The organism is Photobacterium sp. MCCC 1A19761, assembly GCF_037389125.1.
Lineage (GTDB): Bacteria > Pseudomonadota > Gammaproteobacteria > Enterobacterales > Vibrionaceae > Photobacterium.
The window spans coordinates 102,420-122,853 of sequence record NZ_JAZGTF010000015.1; the positions used below are offsets into that span (position 1 = coordinate 102,420).

The 20,434-nt window shown below is 54.5% G+C and carries 22 protein-coding genes; 5 read left to right on the forward strand and 17 right to left on the reverse strand.

Annotation, left to right across the window (positions count from 1 at the left end):
* Positions 1 to 11: 11 nt before the first annotated feature.
* The 17 genes from VV869_RS15230 to VV869_RS15310 all read right to left on the reverse strand — a co-directional run bounded on the left by VV869_RS15230 (position 12) and on the right by VV869_RS15310 (position 14,614).
* The gene (locus VV869_RS15230) at positions 12 to 302 is read right to left on the reverse strand and encodes a hypothetical protein (RefSeq protein WP_337735781.1); all 291 of its coding nucleotides are present in this window, start codon (positions 300 to 302) and stop codon (positions 12 to 14) included.
* 98 nt (positions 303 to 400) lie between these two features.
* Positions 401 to 1,369, reverse strand: a complete 969-nt coding sequence (locus tag VV869_RS15235; RefSeq protein WP_337735782.1) for a flagellar motor protein MotB — start codon at positions 1,367 to 1,369, stop codon at positions 401 to 403.
* Positions 1,369 to 2,226: a flagellar motor stator protein MotA gene (gene motA / locus VV869_RS15240; RefSeq protein WP_337735783.1), complete on the reverse strand. Its 858-nt coding sequence runs from the start codon at positions 2,224 to 2,226 to the stop codon at positions 1,369 to 1,371. The genes VV869_RS15235 and motA overlap by 1 nt, the downstream gene beginning before the upstream one ends.
* 8 nt (positions 2,227 to 2,234) lie before the next feature.
* Positions 2,235 to 2,963 carry a FliA/WhiG family RNA polymerase sigma factor gene (locus VV869_RS15245; protein WP_337735784.1) on the reverse strand — a complete coding sequence of 243 codons (729 nt, stop codon included), beginning with the start codon at positions 2,961 to 2,963 and terminating at the stop codon, positions 2,235 to 2,237.
* A 7-nt stretch (positions 2,964 to 2,970) separates the two neighbouring features.
* On the reverse strand, positions 2,971 to 3,453 hold the full coding sequence (locus tag VV869_RS15250) for a flagellar basal body-associated FliL family protein (RefSeq protein WP_337735785.1): 483 nt from the start codon (positions 3,451 to 3,453) through the stop codon (positions 2,971 to 2,973).
* Positions 3,454 to 3,465: 12 nt separating this feature from the next.
* Positions 3,466 to 4,581, reverse strand: a complete 1,116-nt coding sequence (locus VV869_RS15255; RefSeq protein ID WP_337735786.1) for a flagellar hook-length control protein FliK — start codon at positions 4,579 to 4,581, stop codon at positions 3,466 to 3,468.
* 3 nt (positions 4,582 to 4,584) lie between these two features.
* The gene (locus tag VV869_RS15260) at positions 4,585 to 4,887 is read right to left on the reverse strand and encodes a hypothetical protein (RefSeq protein WP_337735787.1); all 303 of its coding nucleotides are present in this window, start codon (positions 4,885 to 4,887) and stop codon (positions 4,585 to 4,587) included.
* Positions 4,880 to 5,269 carry a flagellar export chaperone FliS gene (fliS, locus tag VV869_RS15265; protein ID WP_337735788.1) on the reverse strand — a complete coding sequence of 130 codons (390 nt, stop codon included), beginning with the start codon at positions 5,267 to 5,269 and terminating at the stop codon, positions 4,880 to 4,882. Before fliS ends, VV869_RS15260 begins: the two co-directional genes overlap by 8 nt.
* Before the next feature lie 13 nt (positions 5,270 to 5,282).
* Complete coding sequence (gene fliD / locus VV869_RS15270; RefSeq protein ID WP_337735789.1) at positions 5,283 to 6,620, reverse strand: flagellar filament capping protein FliD; 1,338 nt, start codon at positions 6,618 to 6,620, stop codon at positions 5,283 to 5,285.
* 434 nt (positions 6,621 to 7,054) lie between these two features.
* A complete protein-coding gene (gene lafA / locus VV869_RS15275; protein ID WP_337735790.1) occupies positions 7,055 to 7,927 on the reverse strand; it encodes a lateral flagellin LafA in 873 nt (290 codons plus the stop codon).
* 387 nt (positions 7,928 to 8,314) lie between these two features.
* Positions 8,315 to 10,408 (reverse strand): flagellar biosynthesis protein FlhA, encoded by a 2,094-nt coding sequence (locus VV869_RS15280; protein WP_337735791.1) that lies wholly within the window; start codon positions 10,406 to 10,408, stop codon positions 8,315 to 8,317.
* 69 nt (positions 10,409 to 10,477) lie between these two features.
* A complete protein-coding gene (flhB, locus tag VV869_RS15285) occupies positions 10,478 to 11,605 on the reverse strand; it encodes a flagellar biosynthesis protein FlhB (protein WP_337735792.1) in 1,128 nt (375 codons plus the stop codon).
* Positions 11,602 to 12,378 (reverse strand): flagellar biosynthetic protein FliR, encoded by a 777-nt coding sequence (gene fliR, locus VV869_RS15290; RefSeq protein ID WP_337735793.1) that lies wholly within the window; start codon positions 12,376 to 12,378, stop codon positions 11,602 to 11,604. The genes flhB and fliR overlap by 4 nt, the downstream gene beginning before the upstream one ends.
* Positions 12,378 to 12,647, reverse strand: coding sequence for a flagellar biosynthesis protein FliQ (gene fliQ / locus VV869_RS15295; protein ID WP_337735794.1), 270 nt, complete (start codon positions 12,645 to 12,647; stop codon positions 12,378 to 12,380). The genes fliR and fliQ overlap by 1 nt, the downstream gene beginning before the upstream one ends.
* Positions 12,648 to 12,662: 15 nt before the next feature.
* A complete protein-coding gene (fliP, locus tag VV869_RS15300; RefSeq protein ID WP_337735795.1) occupies positions 12,663 to 13,421 on the reverse strand; it encodes a flagellar type III secretion system pore protein FliP in 759 nt (252 codons plus the stop codon).
* 9 nt (positions 13,422 to 13,430) lie between these two features.
* Positions 13,431 to 13,799 carry a flagellar motor switch protein FliN gene (gene fliN / locus VV869_RS15305; RefSeq protein ID WP_337735796.1) on the reverse strand — a complete coding sequence of 123 codons (369 nt, stop codon included), beginning with the start codon at positions 13,797 to 13,799 and terminating at the stop codon, positions 13,431 to 13,433.
* On the reverse strand, positions 13,796 to 14,614 hold the full coding sequence (locus VV869_RS15310) for a FliM/FliN family flagellar motor switch protein (protein WP_337735797.1): 819 nt from the start codon (positions 14,612 to 14,614) through the stop codon (positions 13,796 to 13,798). The genes fliN and VV869_RS15310 overlap by 4 nt, the downstream gene beginning before the upstream one ends.
* A gap of 479 nt (positions 14,615 to 15,093) precedes the next feature.
* Between VV869_RS15310 and VV869_RS15315 the strand changes: the two genes are divergently transcribed.
* The 5 genes from VV869_RS15315 to VV869_RS15335 are packed head-to-tail and all read left to right on the forward strand — an operon-like array spanning position 15,094 to position 20,432.
* On the forward strand, positions 15,094 to 15,966 hold the full coding sequence (locus VV869_RS15315; RefSeq protein WP_337735798.1) for a MotY family protein: 873 nt from the start codon (positions 15,094 to 15,096) through the stop codon (positions 15,964 to 15,966).
* 10 nt (positions 15,967 to 15,976) lie between these two features.
* Entirely contained in the window at positions 15,977 to 17,320 is a 1,344-nt protein-coding gene (locus VV869_RS15320; RefSeq protein ID WP_337735799.1) for a sigma-54-dependent transcriptional regulator, read from the forward strand.
* A 21-nt stretch (positions 17,321 to 17,341) separates the two neighbouring features.
* Positions 17,342 to 17,707 carry a flagellar hook-basal body complex protein FliE gene (gene fliE, locus VV869_RS15325; protein ID WP_337735800.1) on the forward strand — a complete coding sequence of 122 codons (366 nt, stop codon included), beginning with the start codon at positions 17,342 to 17,344 and terminating at the stop codon, positions 17,705 to 17,707.
* A gap of 3 nt (positions 17,708 to 17,710) precedes the next feature.
* Positions 17,711 to 19,450, forward strand: coding sequence for a flagellar basal-body MS-ring/collar protein FliF (gene fliF, locus VV869_RS15330; protein ID WP_337735801.1), 1,740 nt, complete (start codon positions 17,711 to 17,713; stop codon positions 19,448 to 19,450).
* Entirely contained in the window at positions 19,404 to 20,432 is a 1,029-nt protein-coding gene (locus VV869_RS15335) for a flagellar motor switch protein FliG (protein WP_337735802.1), read from the forward strand. The genes fliF and VV869_RS15335 overlap by 47 nt, the downstream gene beginning before the upstream one ends.
* The last annotated feature ends 2 nt before the right edge of the window (positions 20,433 to 20,434 follow it).

Below are 20,434 nucleotides of genomic sequence, written 5' to 3' on the forward strand. Positions count from 1 at the left end.
ACGGATAGGGTTCAGGGCAGGAGGAAGAAGAAATACAAGAAGCAGATCAAAGCCAGGAGTGTCGCTGAAATCACGGGATAGACAATATAGTAATCCGTCTGGCGTCTTGCTCGCCGAAAGCAGAGGAAAGCTAAAAGGGTGTTATAGACGACGAGCAATAAGCTGATGGCGCTGCCTGTATTGAGGGGCAGCGTGTGGAGCTTGACCAGAAACATGGTTAAGAGCAGGTAATCGAAAATAATGAGCCACAGAAAGAGTTTCTGCAGGCTATCCGGTCTTCTTATTCTTGTTGTAGGTTGCATGAGTATCCGTGTCTTCACTGACAATCAAAAGACGGTGGCGATAGCAATATCTTGCATTGATGGGTTACTGCTATCACCACCCAATTATGCCGTTTTACTTAACTGTCTGTTCCTGCAGCACTGGCCTGATCTCGGCGGAGTACCGGCTGGTTGAACTTAGCCTGCTGCTGAGCTTTATCCAGTTCATTGTTTCTTTCCCCGCCGAACAGGGCATCAAGCACCTGCGCTGCCGGAGTCGTGAGGACAAACAGCTCAATCCGGCGGTTTTCGCTGGCACGCGGCGCGTCGGTATTGAGTAGGGCCCGATCCGACATCCCGGCGACTTGCAGTACCCGCTGCTCCGGCATACCGCCGGCAATCAGGGTTTGACGCGCAACGTTGGCGCGCGACGTCGAGAGCTCCCAGTTTGAGGTATTGCTAAACCGGCTTTTGAACTGGGTTGAATCGGTATGGCCGCTGATGATCAGCTGGTTGCTAATTCGCTCAAACACCGGGGCAATCGCCAGCAGCAGATCCTCAAAGAAGGGCGTCAGATCGTCGCCACCGCGACTGAACATGTTCTGCTTATAATCGTCTTGCAGGATGATCCGCAACCCTTGCGGGGTCACATCAACCATCACATTTCCTTGAGCTGAGACCTGTTTGGCCATTTCTTCGACGACTTTCGCCAGCACACTGAGCTGCTCCTGGGTTTCAAACTGCCCCGGGATCAACGCGTCGCTTTCTTTACCATCGCCATTGCCGTCGAAAAATGAAGTGATCGTCTGAGCAGCATCATGGGAGCTGAGATCGGATGCGTCGCCACCTAAATCGATCGGCGACAGACCAGGCGAGGAATCAAACGGGTTTCCGGAAGAGCCCTGATCGAAGATGCTCGAACTATTGAGGTAAGAAACGATGGCTTCCCGCTCTTCCTGGTTCGAGACCTGCAGGATCCACAGCACCAGAAACAGCGCCATCATGGCAATCATAAAATCGGCAAACGCAACTTTCCAGGCGCCGCCATGGCCTTCTTCGTGATGGCGGCGTCCGGCGCGTTTGATGATGACCGGCTCGTGATGTTCCATTAGGCCTCCTGCTCAGACAGCCATTTTTCCATCTCATTGAAAGATGGTTTGATGTCCAGCTGGATGTGCTTACGACCTGCATCAATGGCCAGGAGAGTTGGCTTTTTGGCGGCGTTGGCGACCATGATGGCACGAATACATTCGAACCCGGACATGTAGCGCTTGACACGTTGGGCCATGGCGTTGCTGAGGGGATCGAAAATACAGTAACAGCCGAAAATGCCGAGGAAGGTCCCGACCAGGGCGGCTGCCACATAATAGCCGATCAGGGCAATCGCACCATCAATCGCCTGCATGGTGATAATGATCCCCATCACCGCGGCCAGGATCCCAAATCCCGGCAGGGCTTCGGCCATCCGTTGCAGCGAACGGGAAGGCAGCAGCAGGTCGTCCTCAATCGCCATGATTTCCTGCTCCAGCAGCCCTTCCAGTTCATGAGGAGACATTTGCCCCATCGCCATCAGACGGAAGTTATCCGTAATAAACGCGACCATGTGTTCATCCTGGGCGATTTTCGGGTAGCGCTGGAAAATGTCACTGTTTTCCGGTGCTTCAATATGCTTATCCAGGGCTTTGAAGCCGCCGGTGCGAATGGTTTCCAGCAGGGCTTGCATCAGGGCCAGCAAATCAAGATGAAATTCTTTTTCATCTTTCGGGGCGGAGAGCACTTGACGTAGTTGGGTGCGCAGCTCGCGGATCACATGCGGCGGATTACCGACAATCAATGAGCCAAGGGCGGCACCGGCAATGATCAGGATCTCCGCCGGTTGCCAGATCGCCTTCAGGAAGCCGCCTGCCCATAGGTAGCCTCCGAAGACACAGAGAATGATGACCAGTGCACCGATAAGCTTTTGCATGGGGACTCCTAAGCAGACAAGTATTGGTTAAGTTGTTTCAGGGCTTGTTTATGCAGCTGGCAGATCCGTGGCGGGGTCAGCTCCAGCACCAGTGCAATTTCGTGTAGGTTCATATCGTGTTGGTAAAACAGGGTCAGCAGAAGCTGCTCACGTGGTTTGAGTTTGCTCAGGGCCACTTCTAACGTGCGGCGGGTGTGCTCATGGTTAACCGAATCACTTTGTTGCGATTCGGGCATATCGGTACCGGCTTCAAGCATTTGATCCAGGCTCTGCATTTCGCTGGCCATAGAGGCATGCAGACGCTGCTGGTAGTCGTGTTTGTCGGTGCCCAGTGCGGCGATAATTTCGCTTTCGGTCGGTTGTCGCTTCAGTTGCTTGGTCAGATCGCGGGTAATGTCGTTCAGCTCATGCGCTTGCTGACGGGTTTGACGCGAGCGCCAGTCCAGGCGACGCAGCTCGTCCAGAATCGCACCGCGGATCCGGCATACAGCAAAGGAAGGAAAATTCGGATCCTCTACATTATCAAAGCGTCGTGCCGCTTCCAATAACCCGATCAGGCCGATTTGCTGCATATCTTCCAGGCTGCAATGGGTACTGGTGTGACTGCGCAGCTGGTTGACTACGCGCTTCACCAGGATCAGGTGTTTTTGGATCAGCCGTTCTTCATTATAAGGAGCCGCCGGTGTGCTCGACACCGGCGCTGTGTTGTAGTGAACGTCTGGATTCATATCAAGCATGGCGGCCTCACTGGATCACGTACTTGGTGAAGAGCACATCATCAATGTGCTTTGCAAACTGGGTCTCTGCAAAGGCGTCCAGCAGGGTGTTCTTGACCTCTTCCTGCAGGTTGTCGATGGTCCGCTCCTGCTGCAACTGCTCATAAGTTTTATTGCTGAACAGCTTGAGTAATGAGTTGCGAACCACCGGCATGTAGTTGTCAATTTCCTTAATTTCTTCCGGGAAGCGGGTTTCGACCGCCAGCTCCAACATGACGAAGTGGGTTTGACGCTGGCCTTTCACGCTCAGGACCAGCTTCTCAAGCTGGTGAAACGTGGGTTGGACGGGTTCCGGTTCGCTTTTGAAAGAGAACATCTGTGACATGCTATCCGTTGCATTCGGGTCACTGTTTTTCATGTACAGCACGGCACCGGTAAATGTGGCGGCAGAAATGATGATACTGACCAGGATCATCACAGCAATAATTACGGAAAGTTGCTTTTTTGTCATTGATATAACCTTTTAAGCGGTTGTCGATAACCAGTGTTCATCAGGGGTGCCAGCGATGGTTGTTGTTGATGGTTCACTGGCTTGGTGGATCACAGGTTGATAGTGGTCCTCTTCCTGTTGCGTGTGTGCCTGTTCGCCCCGGCCTTGCTCGCCGGTGCCGACATTCACATCCACATGGACGAATTGTTGTTGCGCCAGCTCGGCCCGGAGTCGATCCGACACCTGAACCAGGGCATCACGCACGGCACTGTGGTTGGCGTTGATCTGCACGTTCAGGCGGTCACCGTCAACGCGCACCACCAGATCCAACTTACCCAGATCCGGCGGATCGAGGCGGATACGGGCTTCCTGCATTTGCTGGCTGGCTTGCAGATACACGCGATCTTGCAGTACCTGAAGCATTTGTTCTCCCCACTTGCCCGGGGCGGCATCCATCGGCACGGTCGCCCATACGGCGCGGGTGGCCGCAGTCGCTGTCGGCTGCTGGGAAAGGGTTGAAGTCGCGTGTTCAGAGCCGGTTGTAGCGGTCAGCGACGGGGCCATCCCCTCGGCACGAAAGTTGAACAGCTCTTGCGTGACCGGAGAAAGCGACGTCACTTTGCCGGTGCCCTCCGGGAGTAAGACCGCTGTACGTTGTTCCGTGCTGAGGTGCTGCCCGGCAGTCAGATGCGGCTCTGCGCGGGACAGTTGCGCGGTCAGCGAGGCTGCCCGATCAATTGGCTGGCCGCCGAGACGGCTTGTTGATGACACGGTCGAGACGGCTGCTGAGACCGCTGCTGGTGGTTGGGCTGTCGCTTGGCCGAAACTGTCTTGCAAGGAAAAAGCTCCGGCTTGCAGGGGCTGCGTGGCATTTTGCAGGTGCGGCTCGGCCCCGACCAAATTGAACAGACCCTCGGTTGCCGTCTCTTCGGCTGGTCCTTGGGTTTCCGGATCAACTGACCCATTCTGGCGCTGCATCAGGCCGATCGCCTGTTTGAACGTTCCCGGACGCGACTGTCCCGCCTGCTCCGATGCAGAAGCATTTGCGGCGCGTACTTTGGCGCCGGATTCAGCCGGGCTGCCGTTTTGCTGAGCCTGGCTCAGGTTGCCCGCCGTGTTGCCCGGGGGAAGGTGAGGCGTTGGTTGCATGCGTTACTCCATATCCATCGCAAGTTGATAGGCCATCAGGCGTTCCTTTTGCTCCGTGGCTGAATCCAGCTGTTGTTTGAGCTTTTCCCGGGCCTGGGACAGCGAAATCAAGGCGTGCTGATGGGCGTGCTTGAGCTGGCTCAGGCTTTCCTGAAGCACCGGGGTCGCAGGCAGCGACTTCGACGCCGGGACCAGTTGTCTGATTTGCAGGTCAATGCGCTTGACCTGCTGCCAGTCGTGACGACCGGCAGCAGTGTTGAGCTGATCGGCCAACAGGGACAGGTGCTGTGGCGTCAGGTTAGCCATGCTGAGCCAGTCCTTCCCAGCCTTCACGGATATTATTCATCACCACTTCAACCTGACCGATGCGATCAATGTCGTTGTGAACACTGGCGTTAAAGAGTTCGACCTGGGAGAACTCATACAGATCGTGCAGGTTCGCTGCCACTTCGCCGCCATTGTCCATATCCAGGGCGCTATCGAGTCCCATCAGGATATTCATGCACTTGTTGATCCCGGCACTTTTGTCAGCCAGGCGTTTGGCTGTGATATGACCTTTGACCCGGATCAGCTCGTCGAGCAGGCCGTCGATCAACATCAGTACCAACTGGTGTGGGTTTGCAGCGGCGGCCTGAGCATCCAGATCCACTTGCTGGTATGAGTTGTAGCCAGAATCTTGCATTAACATGGGTGACTCCTTGTTACATGAACAGACTGCTTGTCTGGTTCATTTGCGCCATCAGCGCGTTCATTTGGGTAAATTGAGCCAGATAGCGGTCATACGACATCTGGTATTTGCGTTCTAATGTGACCTGCTTGTCGTCGATGCGGGAAATGTTCTGTTGCAACACATCCTTGCGTGACTTGAACAGGCCATTGGAAAATTTCAGGAACGGCTCAATGGTCTGCTCTAAGGAATCGAATAGGTTACCGTCGCCGTTAAACATGGCTTCCAGAGATGCGCCGTCGGTGGCCTGGGCGGCTTCGAATCGCGCCGAGTCCAGTTCCAGTTTGCCGCTACGATTAATGCTCAGCCCCACTTCCATCAGGCTTTTTCCGTTGTACTCGGTGCGCAGCAGGTTGTTGAGCTGACTCTCAATTGAGCGCACGGTCGGATCGCCGGCCAGCACACCACGCTTTTCATTTTCTGAACCGCTCTGGGTGTAGCTGTCGATGGTGGAGACCAGGCTGTTGTACGCGTCAATGAAGGCATTGAGCTGCTTTTTGGTCCCTTCCTGATCGGTGCCGATGTCCATGCCGATCGGCTGCTCGCCGGCAGCCTGGGCTTTGGTGACGGTCAGGCTGACGCCGTCAATCACGTTTGAAAACGTGTTGGAGCTGTTGGTCAGCGCCAGGCCGGTCCCCTGCGGGCCGAGCCAGATTTTGGCATCCTGCGGGGTGCTGATATCGGTCGCGTTGGTGAAGGCATCTTCAAACCAGGCCTGACCCGTACCGCTGGCACTGACAGTGATGGTATTGGCTTGGCCGGTTTTGGAGCTCGACAGCATAAAATGGGTTTCGCCGTCCGTACGGACCAGGGTGGCATTGACGCCCGGATTGGTCGTGTTGGCATTAATGGCACTGGTAAGCTCCGCCAGGGTGCCCTTGCCGTCACCGTCAGTGTCGATGGTATTCAAATCCAGTGACATCACTTCGCCATTGACGGTGATATCCAAAGTGCCGGTAATTGGCACTTCGCTCTCTGCTGTGGTGCCGGCAGGCATGTTTGCGGACAGCTGATGGGCGGTCGCAACCTGCTCAACAAAGACCTGATAACTTCCGCTGAGCGCATTGGCATCCACACTGGCGGAAAAGTTACCTTCCTGGGACAGCGTGGCTGCATTCTGAATCACACTGGCGGTGGCGCTGTTCATTTTTTCAACGGTACTGCGAAACTCGCGCAGGGCAGACTCAATTTTGCCCAGTGCTGTAAGCTGGCTCTGGTACTGATTGGCCTGGAGTTGGTAGCGGTGTTGAAACGGCTGGACATCAAAGGTGGCCAGCTGGGTTGCCATGGTGATCGGATCCATAGAGCTCATTGCGTACTCCTTCTTACTGTTTGCAGTTATGGCAATATCTGTGCCAGTTATTTTCCTATTGCTATCGATGCGAAAGCTTGAAAAACGAGTAGGTTATGTATCTTTCTTCACCAATCCCCGGCTACTGTCCGAGATGGGCGGAAGTGTTGTTTCCTTGTCATTCTTCCGCTTGGCTTTCCGCTCTTCCGTTTCATCGGGTTGCTCGGGCGGAGATGCGTGGCGCAGGCGTATCGTGTCGATGTGCAGATAGGAGCTCTTCCATATCAAGGCGACAGAAAGGGGAGAGATATTAATCGCGAAGTCGTACTGCGCCGGATAAAATATCAGCGCTTAACACGTACAGAGGGTGTTTATCGGTGAATGCCGGAGCGGGACGCCGGGTATAAAAAAGCCTCCGGTGCGGAGGCTTTTGTTGGAGTGGCGGAGATGTCTGCTTAGCGCAGCATAGACATCGCCATGCCTGGCAGCTGGTTCGTTTTGCTCAGAACGCTGGTGCCGGCTTGCATCAGCATCTGGTTCTTCGTCATGTTGGACGATTCAACCGCGAAGTCAGCATCCATGATACGGCCTTTCGCTGCAGTCGTATTCTCAACCATGTTGCTCAGGTTGGTAATCGTGTGGTCCAGACGGTTGATGTTCGCACCCAGTGCTGAACGGGCATCACCGATTTCTTTCAGCAGGCCCGCGTCACCGTTGGCACCTTTCAGCGTTGTCAGTGCAGTTTGCGCACCCGCTGCTGTGCTGATGTCACCCAGGGCAAAAGCACCGGCTGCACCTACAGAGGTGTTGATAGCCTTAACTTCGACTGATACGTTAACAGCCAGTTGGTCACCGGCATTGGTGCCGATTTGGAAGTTCACGGCAGCTGCTTCAAAAGCACCAGTACCCGTTGCCAGCAGGTCTCGACCACCGAAGTTGGTAGAAGACATGATGTTCACCAGCTCTTCGTTCAGCTGTTGGAACTCTTTGTTCATCGCAACGCCGTCGGCAGCCGTTACAGAGCCGTTTGACGCCTGAGTCGCCAGGTCGTTCATGCGGTATACGATGTTGGTCATTTCATCCATCGCACCTTCGGCAGTTTGCATCATTGAGATGCCGTCCTGGGCGTTACGCATCGCGGTAGACATACCACGTGTTTGTGCTTCCAGACGGTTGGCGATTTGCAGGCCAGCGGCGTCATCTGCAGCAGAGTTTACACGGAAGCCTGTGCTCAAACGCTCCATGGCTGTGTTCAGCAGGTTTGAGTTTTGGTTCATTGTGTTTTGAGTAACCAGTGAAGCGTAGTTTGTATGCATAGACAGAGCCATGAGTGTTCTCCTATTTTTTGTCTATCTTTCAGAAGATTTCCTGTTCGCTATAGTAAGGCGGACGAGGGTTGAAAAAGATTAATTAAAAAATTCAGATATTTTTCGATTTTCATTTAATTATATGTTTTTAAAGGGTTTATAATTCTGATTTTTAGTTTTTTGGGTACGGGAGAGCTCGAGTTTTCGGAGGTGAAAGGTTGAGAGGTGTTGTGTCGGTGTGGGGAAGCGAGGCGAATTATTGTACGTGTTTATTGCTTTTGCGATATTGCGTGAAGTGGCACGGATTTATGAATGATTATTCTGTTGTGGCTGTGAGCCTGTTTGCACGGGTGGTATTGCGTGGGGATGGGACACCAGGCTCCGTCACAGAGCCTGGTGGGGGTGGGTTTAGCCCAGATTGCCAATCACATTAATCGGCTTGTTTTCCGGGATTTCATTGTAAGACAGCACGGCCAGTCCTTGGGCGAAGGTACGGGCATAGCGCGAGAGCAGCGGACGGAGCTGCGGCATTACCAACAGCACCGGCGGCAGCCCCTGCTGTTTGAGCTGTTGGCGGATCAGCGGCAGATTCTGCTGGAACTGGCCCAGAATGTTCGGTTCCACCGGGAAACTGTCGAGCATCACCGGCCCGGCCGCCTGTGCCTGTTGCAGCGAGCTCAGCATGATCTGCTCCAGCGAGTCTGACAGCGCATAGACGCTCAGCTCCTGTCGTTCACCGTTGATCAAATTCACCAGCGTCCGTCGCAGGCTGCACCGGACATCCGCAGCCAGCAGGATCGGATCTTTGCTGTTTTCGGCACTTTCCAACATGGTGTTGGCAATGGTCCGGATATCTTTGAGCGGGACCTGATCGAGCAGTAACTGGCGATAGACTTTCAGTTGCTGGCTGGCATTGAGCACGCCGCTCAGGGCTTCGGCCAGCTTGGGGGCCTGTCGGGCCAGTCGCTGGTTCAGTTGCTCGACATCGTCGTGGTTGAACAGCTCAGACAGGTGGGTTTTCATCACTTTGCTGAGATGCGTCGCGATCACGGTGGCATCATCGACCACCTGGTAACCCATATTCAGCGCCTTGGCTTTATCGTTATGCTGGATCCAGACGGCCGGCAGTTGATACGCCGGATCGTGACCCAGGATCCCATCGACTTCCCCGTAGGTTTCACCGACGGCAATCGCCATCAGGCGATCCGGTTCAATAAAGCCTTGCTCAATCACTTCCCCGTTCAGCGAGAGGGTGTACTGGTTTGGTTTCAGGCTCAGGTTGTCACGAATGCTGACTTCCGGCAGCAGGTAACCGACCTGCTCGGACAGGTTTTTCCGGACCCCGCGGATCCGTTGGGACAGCGGCGCGCCTTGCTCCGGGTTGACCAGGTGGACCAAGCGAAAGCCCAGCGCCAGGGACAGGCTGTGAACATGGGGAATGTCATCCCAGGTCAACGACTGCTCATTTTCCCGTTGCATGGCGTTGCTCAGGGCCTGAACTTCTTCCAGCTGGGTATCAGCCGCGGGTGCTTTGAGCTGACGCCAGGCTGCAAAGGCGACCACGGCGGCGAAGGTGAAAAAGGCCAGGTGCGGCATCCCCGGGACCAGGCCGATCACCAGCATCACGATTGCGACGGTAAACAGCGTGGTCGGCGAAGCCAGCAGCTGGTTGTGCATCGCCTGGGCCATGTCGTCATCGCTGTCGTTGATCCGGGTAACGATGATCGCGGCTGAAGTGGCCAGCAACAGGGACGGGATCTGGGCCACCAGGCCGTCACCAATGGTGAGCAGGGCATAGGTTTTGAACGCTTCCGCTGCGGCCAGGCCGTGTTCGAATACCCCGATGCTGATGCCGCCGATGATGTTGATAAACAGGATCAGCAAACCGGCAACGGCGTCCCCCCGGACAAACTTTGACGCACCGTCCATGGAGCCGTAGAAGTCTGCTTCATTGGCCACGTCCCGGCGACGCTGCTTGGCACGATCCTGATCGATCAAACCGGCGTTGAGATCGGCGTCAATCGCCATCTGTTTGCCGGGCAGGGCATCAAGGGTGAAACGGGCGGCCACTTCGGAAATTCGCTCGCCCCCTTTCGTGATCACCACAAAGTTGATGATCATCAGGATCACGAAAATCACCATACCGACCACGTAGTTGCCGCCGATCACTACTTCGCCGAATGACTGAATCACCTTACCGGCAGCCGCACCGCCATTGTGACCTTCGAGCAGGACCACCCGGGTCGAGGCAACGTTCAGCGTCAGGCGCAGCAGGGTCGCGACCAAAAGAATGGTCGGGAAGACCGAAAAGTCCAGCGGTCGCTTGGCCGTGGTACTGACCAGCAGCACCAGCACTGCCAGGACAATGTTGAAGGTAAACAGGGCATCCAGCAGGATTGGCGGCAACGGCAGAATGACCATGGCCAGAATCATCAACAGGACAAACGGGATCCCGATGTACCCTTTGTTGGAATGTTTAAGCGTGGTTAGCCAGTTTTGCATTGACTGTCCTTCATACGGTGGTAAGTACTCAGATTGATAACGACTTCGGGTGATGAACCGTGGGGTTCATCAGTGTTGTAAATGCTTGGGTATGTTAAATACCGGCGGCGGCTGCGGCGTTTCACCTTGCCCGCTGCGAAATGCCTTGAGCTGGAGCACATAGGTGAGAATATGGGCCACCGCAATATAAAGCTGGCTCGGGATCGCCTGTTCCAACTGCGTGGTGTGATAGATGGCCCGGGTCAGCGGCGGTGAGCTGAGCACTTCGACATTGTGCTCACGGGCCAGACGCTGAATGTGCTGCGCGGTTTCATCGACACCTTTGGCGACCACAAACGGCGCATCCGACAGTGACGGATCGTATTTGATGGCGACGGCATAGTGGGTCGGGTTGGTGATCACCACATCGGCCTGGGGAACGGTTTTTTCGATTTTGCGCCGGGCAAACTGTTGCTGGATTTGACGGATCCGCTGTTTTACTTCCGGCCGACCTTCGCTGTTTTTGTATTCTTCTTTGATTTCCTGCTTGGTCATTTTCAGTTGCTTGAGGTGTTCCCAGCGCTGGTACGGCACATCGATCAGGCCGAACAGCAACAGGGCGGCCCCCATCAGCAGTACGCCGTCAAATAAAATTTCCATGATCAGCGCCACCCCTTGTTCCAGGGGGAGCTGCTGCATCGCCAGCAGGTGGGCCAGGTGGCTGTCGAGATAGATATACAGCAGGGTGAAGATCACGCTGACTTTCAGCGATGATTTCAGCAACTCGACCAGCGAGCGGGTCGAAAACATCCGTTTGATCCCCGCCAGCGGGTTGAGTTTACTGAGCTTAGGCATCACGCTTGCCGGGTGAAACAGCCAGCCGCCGACCATCAGGCTGCTGCCGAGCGTGGCGACGACGATGACGGCAAACAGCGGCAACAGCAGATCAATCAATATGCCCAGGCTGTTGCCCAGGTGCTCAATGCCCTGCCATGGGTTTTCCAGGTCGGCGCGGGTCAGCTCCAGGTTGAACCGGAACACACCCTGTATATGCTGCCAGATCGTGTCCAACTGGAACGAGAAATACACCGTCACCAACAGAAAAATCACCGCGGTGGTGAGTTCTTTGGCGCGGGGGATCTGGCCTTCGAGCCGGGCTTTGCGGATTTTCTGGGGCGTAGCCTTTTCGGTTTTATCCTGAGCAGAGCTGTTACTCATAGACCCCCCAAGGTGAACAGGCGGAGTTGGTCCAGCCCGGTATGCACCAGTTCGGTATAGCGGCTCGGAATGCCGCTGATGGATAACAGGACACTGAACAGACCGAGTAACATGGTCATCGGAAAGCCCAGGGCGTAGACATTGAGGCTGGGGGCCGCTCGGTTCATGACCCCGAAGCTGATGTTCGCCAGCAGCATGGAAACGATCGCGGGTAGCGCCAGCGCCAGTGCGGAGGCAAACATCCAGCCAAACAGATTTACCACGCCCTGAACCGAAGGGCCGGCTAAGCCGGAGCCGACCGGCCAGATCGTGAAGCTCTGGATCAGAATATCAATCACGACCAAATGGCCGTCGAGCGCCAGAAACAGCAAGGTGGCAAAAATCAGGAACATCCGCGCCAGGATGGCCACCGACAAGCCGTTGACCGGATCGTTCATCACGGCCATCCCGAGACCCATTTGCATGGAGATGATTTGCCCGAGGGTGGTCAGGACGGTAAATAGCAGATGCAGGATCAGGCCAAACAGCGCGCCCCAGACCGCTTGTTCCAGCGCCAGAAAAATCGCTTTAAATGACAGCAAATCGACCGCGGGCATGGCCGGCATCAGCGGGGCGGTGATCACCGTGAGTGACAGCGCCAGCAGGGCCCGAACCCACACCGGAATAATGGCATCGCCGTAGAACGGCATGGCCAGCATTGCTGCGCCCAGGCGAAAGAAGGGCCACCAGAATTGGCCGAGCCAGGTTGAAATTTCAGCAAAGGTGACCACCATCAGCCGATCATTCCCGGGATATTGTGAAACAGGTAGTCAAACAGATCCATCAGTCGGCGCAGCATCCAGTGCCCGGCGAAGATGACCATCAGCAGGGTCACCAGCAGGCGCGGCAGAAAGCTTAAGGTTTGTTCGTTAATTTGGGTCGCTGCCTGAAAGACGGCAATCACCAGGCCGACCAGTAGGCCCGGGATCACCAGCACCATTACCAGATTGATAATGATCCAGACGGCTTCGGAGAACAGGGTGACGACAAGTTCCGGGGTCATGGCAACGCCTCCTGGTTATCCGAAGCTGGCAGAGAGGGTACCGACGGTCATCGCCCAGCCATCGACCAGAACAAAGACGATCAGTTTGAACGGCAGCGAAATGATGAGCGGCGACAGCATCATCATCCCCATGGCCATCAGGACGCTGGCGACCACCAGATCGATGATCAAAAACGGAATGAACAGCATAAACCCGATTTGGAAGGCTGTTTTCAGCTCGCTGATCACAAAGGCGGGCAGGATCACCGCGAAAGAGATGTCTTCAACGCGTTGGTCCAGCGGTTCATTGGCGATCAGCAGCATCTGCTCAAGGGAGCTTTGATGGGTCTGGCGCAACATGAAATCGCGCACGGGTTTTTCCGCGACGCTGAACGCCTGCATCAGGGTGATTTGTCCTTCGTCGTAAGGCACAAACGCGTTTTCATAGACGTCGGTCCAGACCGGCCGCATGATCAGAATAGTCAGGGACAGCGCAATGCCAACCATGACCCGGTTCGGCGGGCTTTGTTGCAGGCCCAGCGCCTGACGAAGAATCGCCAGCACGATAATGATCCGGGTAAAACTGGTCGCCATCAGCAGAAAAGCCGGCAGAAAGCTGAGCGCGGTCATGAGGATCAGGATTTGCAGCTTGACGCTGTATTCCTGTTCGGTTTGACCATCGGTGACGGTGAGAAATGACAGACCGCTGTCCGCGGCGGTGGGAAAGCTGACCAGAAGTGCCAGCAACCCGAGGCACGCCCAGACGCGCCCCGTGAAGCAAGAAGATTTCGACATGGTAACGTGTCAGCTGCCTACAGAATTAAACGGGGAATCCACCACGTCGACCAGACGAAGGCCGTATTTATCGTTGACGACGACCACTTCCGCATGACCCATCAGCGAACCGTTGACTTTGACATCCAGCGGCTCACCGTTGAGTTTGTCGAGTTCAATCACGCAGCCTTCCCCAGCTTGCATCAGATCACCGAGGGAGATTTCGGTGCTGGCGACTTCCAGGGTGACGGTGACCGGAATGCGTTTGAAGAAATTCAAATCACGGGATGGCATCTCAGGCTCAGCAACCGGTTTCGCTTCCAGCTCAGGTTCAAACTGGTCCAGCTGCAATTCATCAAAATTTAGATCGTCTGGGTTGAATGAAGTGTGTTCGCTCATCGCTGTTGTTCCTTTGAGTCTTGCAATATGAGAACGAGCTGGCCGTTTTGTTCAGCGATACGTCCGTTAAATAAATGTTCCTGGCCGATCGTGACGGGCACCTGGTTGAGGAGCTCAATCGGCAGAATATCATCCGGCTTGAGGCTCAGGACCTGGTCGAGCGGCATGGTTTTGCGGCTCAGAATGGCGGTCAGATGGACCGGGGTCTGGGTCAGCGCCACATCGAACCTGGATTTGATCGGTTGCGTCGGCGTCAGAGCTAACTCCTGGATCAGGGTTTGGATCAGGGTTGCGTCCAGTTCCAGCCATAGTTCGCCCTGATGGTCGCCGAATGTGACCGTGTACTGCGCTTGCAAGCCGGCCCCCGGGGCCAATTGCGATTCGGTCCGGGACCACATCTCTTCCGGCGCAATGACCTTGGCAAACAGAGCTCCGATCCGCTGCTGGAGTCGTTTATCACTGCTTGAAAGCGACGGTATGCCCTCAGCCTTACGGGCAATATCGGCACCGTAAAAGCGATCAGACAACGCCATCAGCAGGCTATTGGTCATTGAAAGACGCAGCAAGCCCTGCTGTTGGTGACAAAAATTTGACGAGTAATAGTCAGGAGCTGTTTCACTACAGCGCACCGTACTAATGCTTTTGAATTCCAGAGCAAGATCACTAATTCTCGCCCAGTGCTGAATATGGAGTGTGATATCCGGAACACTCTGGCTAAGCAGACGAGTCAAGTCGTCACGAATTTTATGAATAGGTTTACCTAAAAGCTCAACATCCAAAACAGGATAGGCTCGAGAAGCATCATTTTCCATCATGGTTAATTCTTTGGATGTTCTAGTGAATGTAGGAAACATGTCCCATATAGTTCGTCTATTAACATAAATATTACTATTGGTTTAGCGGCCGTAGTCTACCCTGATAAAAATATAATTATTGAGTTTATTTTTCCAATAGTGTGATGTTAGTCCACATGTTGTATTTTTATTTATTTTCCGGCCTTTCTAAAAAACAAATTAATAATAAATATATTAATATACCCAACGTTCGCGGTTCGGTTTATCTAAGATGACTATAAGCCGCTGAATTATAACTAATATAAATTATCATGCTCGTCAGAACTATTTTCCGTCTGTATGACGATTTTTTGTCAGAGCAGTGTCAAATATATGCTTGTTTCATGAATGTAACTAAAGCGTATTCTATGTGAGCGGTTTTATAGTTATCCCCGGCGATATGACCGTTAATATATGGATATATAAGTTTGTGAATGTAAGTTGGTAGGTAGGAAATACTCGTGCTGAAAAGGTTTTGTCGAAGCAAGGTCGTATTTTTATTCGTCTTTAATATTGGCTGGGCTCATGCTCAAGAAGTATCCATTCCTTTGGATTTGGTTAAATGGGAATATCAAGGCGACCATTTTTATTGCGAATTAAATCAAAAAATTAAAAACTTTGGTGGTCTGACCTTTATCGCAGAACCAAGTCACGCAGTTCGCTTAAAAGTTGAAAGCAGTCAACTCCAAAACTTATATGATCAAGCCGGGCTTTTTTTGCTCAATTCGCCGTGGATATCGCCGGATGAGGCGCAGTTTGTTAGTCATGGTGAATGGACGGGTCGGAAACAAGTGGTGTTTGATCACGACGTGAATGAAGTCCTTCAGTCGGTGGCGCAGGGGGGATGGACTCAATTGCAATTTACGTCCTCGTTTAATCCGCGCGTCCTGTCTGTCGATGTCCCGAGTGTCAATATTGAAGAACCCCTCCGGGCATTTAACCGGTGCCGTGAATCCCTGCCTGCGCTGTCTTACAAGCAGGCGCGTGATGTTCAGTTAGCGTTTGCGCTCGGGCAGCGGGTTGTGTCCGGCGATCAGCGTCTTGTTCTGAACCAACTGGCGGAATACATCCGGTTGGATCAATCGGTCAGCAAAGTGCTGGTCGACGGTCATACCGACAATGTGGGTTCATCGTTGGCCAACCTGCAAATTGCCCGGGTTCGTGCCGATGATGTCGCCAGCGTTCTGGAAGAGGCCGGTGTCGATCACGCGCTCATTGAAACCCGAGCGCATGGTGATCGTTATCCGGTAGCCAATAACCAGACTGAACAAGGCCAGGCCAAAAACCGCCGGGTCACCATTCGTGTGATTCGCCGCAGTACGAATAATCCATAAGGCTCAAAGTATGTATCGTAAGCACATTCAATTGGTTGAGCCGGACATGATGCTGGCTCAGCGGGTCATTGATGTTCTGGAACTGTCCGGTTACCGGGTGACGCATGTCACATCGGGTCGGGCAGCGTTGTTTAATCCGACAGAGGCGATCACCCTGGTCAGTTCATCTCTGCGCGATATGAGCCTGACGGAATGGATTAAGCGCCATCAGGAAGTCAGCCGGGCACAGAGTGGCGTCGCGATTGCCATTGTCGAGCAGGATGAAGGGCTGCTGGCCGCGGAAGCCATGCGTGCGGGCGCGACTGACTATTTGCTGCGCCCGTTTGATGCGGAGCAATTGCTGAGCCTGTTGCGCCGGGTGGAAGCCCTGGAGCAACCGCTGGCCAATATCGTCGTGGAGTCCTGGCGCAGCAAGCAGGTGTTGCAACTGGCGCACCGTGCAGCCTGTACCAATGCCAGCGTGCTGATCACCGGGGAATCCGGGACCGGAAAAGAAGTGCTGGCGCGTTACGTACACGCCCAGTCTTCCCGAAGCAACCAGCCTTTTATCGCCGTCAACTGCGCCGCGATCCCGGAATCGATGCTGGAAGCGGTGTTGTTCGGCCATGTAAAAGGGGCATTTACCGGTGCGACCCAAACGCAAACCGGCAAATTCGAAGAAGCCAACGGTGGAACCATTCTGCTCGATGAAATTGCGGAAATGACGCCGCCGCTGCAGGCCAAGTTACTCCGGGTGTTGCAAGAGCGCGAAGTGGAGCGGATCGGGAGCCATAAGGCAATCAAGCTCGATATCCGGGTGATTGCGGCGACTAATAAAGATTTGCGCCTGGCGGTCCAGCAAGGGACATTCCGGGAAGATTTGTATTACCGCCTGGATGTGCTGCCGCTGCACTGGCCACCGCTGCGCGAACGCTCGGAAGACATTCTGCCGCTGAGCCAGTTCTTCATTCACAAGTATCAGGAAAATAGTGATTGCCGTTTGTCGGAGGATGCCCGCACAGCCCTGGCGCGGTATGACTGGCCGGGCAATATTCGTGAGCTGGAGAATGTGATCCAGCGGGCGCTGGTGATGCGCCACGGCGATTTTATCACGGCCCAGGATCTGATGCTGCCGGTGGAATCCGCCGCTGACACCCCGACGCTGGTGTCGGTCAACAGTCGCGGGAATGGCCATGTGGAAGCAAAGAAAATGGCTGAATTTCAATACATTATAGACATTCTAAAACAAAACGGCGGCAATCGGACCCAAACCGCTAAAGCCCTTGGTGTGACGACACGCGGACTGAGATACAAGCTGGCTGCGATGCGGGATCAGGGTATCGATTTACAGGCCGAGTTGGGATCGGCGGCATAGTAGAAGAGGAGGAATGACACCATGACTGAAGTAACGACCCAACTGATCTCTGCGGAGCATTTGATGCTGGCAAAGATGCAAAACATGCAGCTGAAAGTCCAACCGGAGTTTTCAGTCACTGCAAACCCGCTGGATCAACAAGTGAATGCGGCCGCACAACAAACCCCGATGTCTTTCTCCGGCGCCATGCGCCAGGTGCTGGATGTGGTGAACGAACAGCAGTCGGTGGCGAGTGCCAAAATGACCGCGGTCGAAACCGGGCAAAGTGATGATTTGGTTGGCGCCATGATCGCCAGTCAGAAAGCCAGCCTCTCTTTTTCCGCCCTGATGCAGGTCCGGAACAAGGTGGTGGGCTCGTTTGAAGATGTAATGAAGATGCCGGTGTAATTTATGTCAGAAGTTATTTCTCAGCCAGCGACGGTTTCAGGTGCCGGATTTCGGGACATGAACTCCATGACTGACCGGGCGCGTCATTTGTGGCAAAGCAGCCAGCGAAACTTGGTGTTGTCTGCGGTTTTGGCGGCCATTGTGGCGGCGATGATTGTGGTTGCCCTGTGGAGTTCTACCCAGAATTACCGCCCGCTGTATAGCCAGCAGGAGCGTTTTGACAGCGGGGAGATTATCTCGGTTCTCGAAACCGAAGGGATCCCGTATCGCCTGCAGGAAGAAAACGGTCAGGTCCTGGTTGAAGAGGGCGAAGTGGCGCGGATCCGGATGCTGTTGGCAGCCAAAGGGGTGAAGGCCCAGTTGCCGACCGGACTGGAATCGCTGAAGGAAGATGCTTCCCTGGGCACCAGCCAGTTTATGGAAACCGCCCGCTACCGGCATGGCCTGGAAGGCGAGCTGGTTCGTACCATCATTGCACTGAATGCGGTTTCGAATGCGCGGGTCCATTTGGCGATCCCGCGCAAAACCTTGTTTGTGACCCAAAACGGCGAGGCGCCATCGGCGTCGGTGATGGTGGAGTTGAAAGCCGGGGAAGATCTGAAGTCCGAACAGGTGGAAGCCATTATCAACCTGGTGGTCGGCAGTGTGACCGGCATGAAAGCTGACGCGGTTTCGGTCGTCGATCAGTACGGCCGGTTGCTGAGTGCTGAAATTGGCAACGACGATGTCGGCAAGGTCAATGCCAAGTATCTCGACTATCAGAAAAAGTTTGAGAAGCAGGTGATCCAGCGTGCGGCAGATATGCTGACCCCGATCGTTGGCCCGAGTAACTACCGGGTGCAGGTCGCCGCGGATCTCGACTTCAACCGGATCCAGGAAACCCAGGAGATTGTCGACTCGACGCCGGTCGTAAAAAGCGAGCATCGGGTTGAGAATAACTCCATCGACCAGATTGCCGTGGGCGTCCCGGGTACCTTGAGCAACAAGCCGCCGACAGCCGGGCAGGATGAGGAAGACAGCAAAAACACCAATGAGCGAACCGAACTCAATCGCCAGTACGCGCTGGGCAGCAGTGTTCGCCATACCCAGTATCAACAGGGCCAACTGCGTAAGCTGACGGTGTCGGTGCTGCTCAATTCATCGGCTGCACCGAATGGGACGGCCTGGAGCGATGCCGAGAAGCAACAGATCCAAACCATGATTGCGGATGCGGTTGGGATTACTGCGGCACGCGGCGATACCCTGAGCCTGATGAGTTTCAACTTTACGCCGATTGAGATTGAAACGCCGCCGGCCATTTCTTGGTGGCAGGATCCAACGATTCAGCAGCCAATCCGATATGTGATTGGTGGTCTGCTGGGCCTGGCGATGATCTTCTTCGTGTTGCGCCCGCTGATCAACCACTTGATAGGCATTGACCAACGCAAGGAAAACCTGGAAATCGCCCCGCCGGTTCAGGATGAAGAAACCTTTGAGAACGGTCTTCAGACCCGTGCTGAGCGAGAGTTGGAAGATAACCTGGATAAGCGTCTGGCTGCGAAAGGGATTGAGACCAATCTCTCGGCGCTGGATACCAACCATGATCTATTGCCGGCTTCCGGCTCACCGCTGGAAGTTCAGCTGAAGCATTTGCAGCTGATTGCCAATGAAGAGCCGGAACGTGTTGCAGAAGTATTAAAACAATGGGTAAACGCGAATGAACAGCACACAAGCAAGCAAAAAGCACCAGTCCGCGGAGCTTGATAATATCGACAGGACTGCGCTCGTGCTGCTGGGCATGGGCGAAGAAGCCGCCGCACAGGTATTGAAGCATTTCAGCCGGGATGAGGTCCAGAAAGTGACGCATGCCATGGCGAAGCTGAACGGGATCAAAAGCGAGAATGCCAAAGGGGTGATTCAGCGCTTTTTCAACGATTTCAAATCTCACAGCGGGATCCGGGGCGCCTCGAAGCAATATCTGGCGAATACGCTCCGTAAGGCCCTCGGCAACGACTTGGCCAAAGGGCTGCTGAATAACATCTACGGCGATGAGCTGCGCAATAATATGCTGCGCTTGCAGTGGGTGGACCCGGAGTTGTTGGCCAAGTTTATCGCCCAGGAGCACCCGCAGATGCAGGCGATCTTCCTGGCCTATTTGCCGCCGGATACATCGGCGAGTGTGCTTAACAGCTTGCCGGAAGACTACCATGATGAACTGATCTATCGTATTGCCCGGCTGAAAGAGATCGACCATGAAGTAGCCGAGGATCTCAATACTCTGATCGATCGCTGCATCGAACATGTGTCGGTGAGCCAGCGGGCACCGGTGTCGGGCGTGAAGCAGGCTGCGGATATCATCAACCGGTTCGGCGGAGATCGGGCCCAGTTGATGGAACTGCTGAAGCTGCACGATGCGGATGTTGTGAAAGAAATCGAAGACAACATGTTTGACTTTATGGTGCTGGGTCGCCAGCCGGAAGCCACCATCGATCGTCTGGTACAGGAAGTGCCGGTCGAAACCTGGGCGATTGCCCTGAAAGGTGCGGAAATCACCTTGCAGCAATCGGTCAAGCGATCGATGCCGCAGCGAATGGCGAAATCTCTGGAAGACGAAATGTCGGCGAAAGGGGCTCTGGCGATCAGCCAGGTCGAGAAAGCCCGCCAGGAGATCATGCAGCAGGTTCGTAAACTCGCCGACAAGGGTGAGATTGAACTGGTGCTTTACCAGGAAAAGACGGTGGAGTAAGC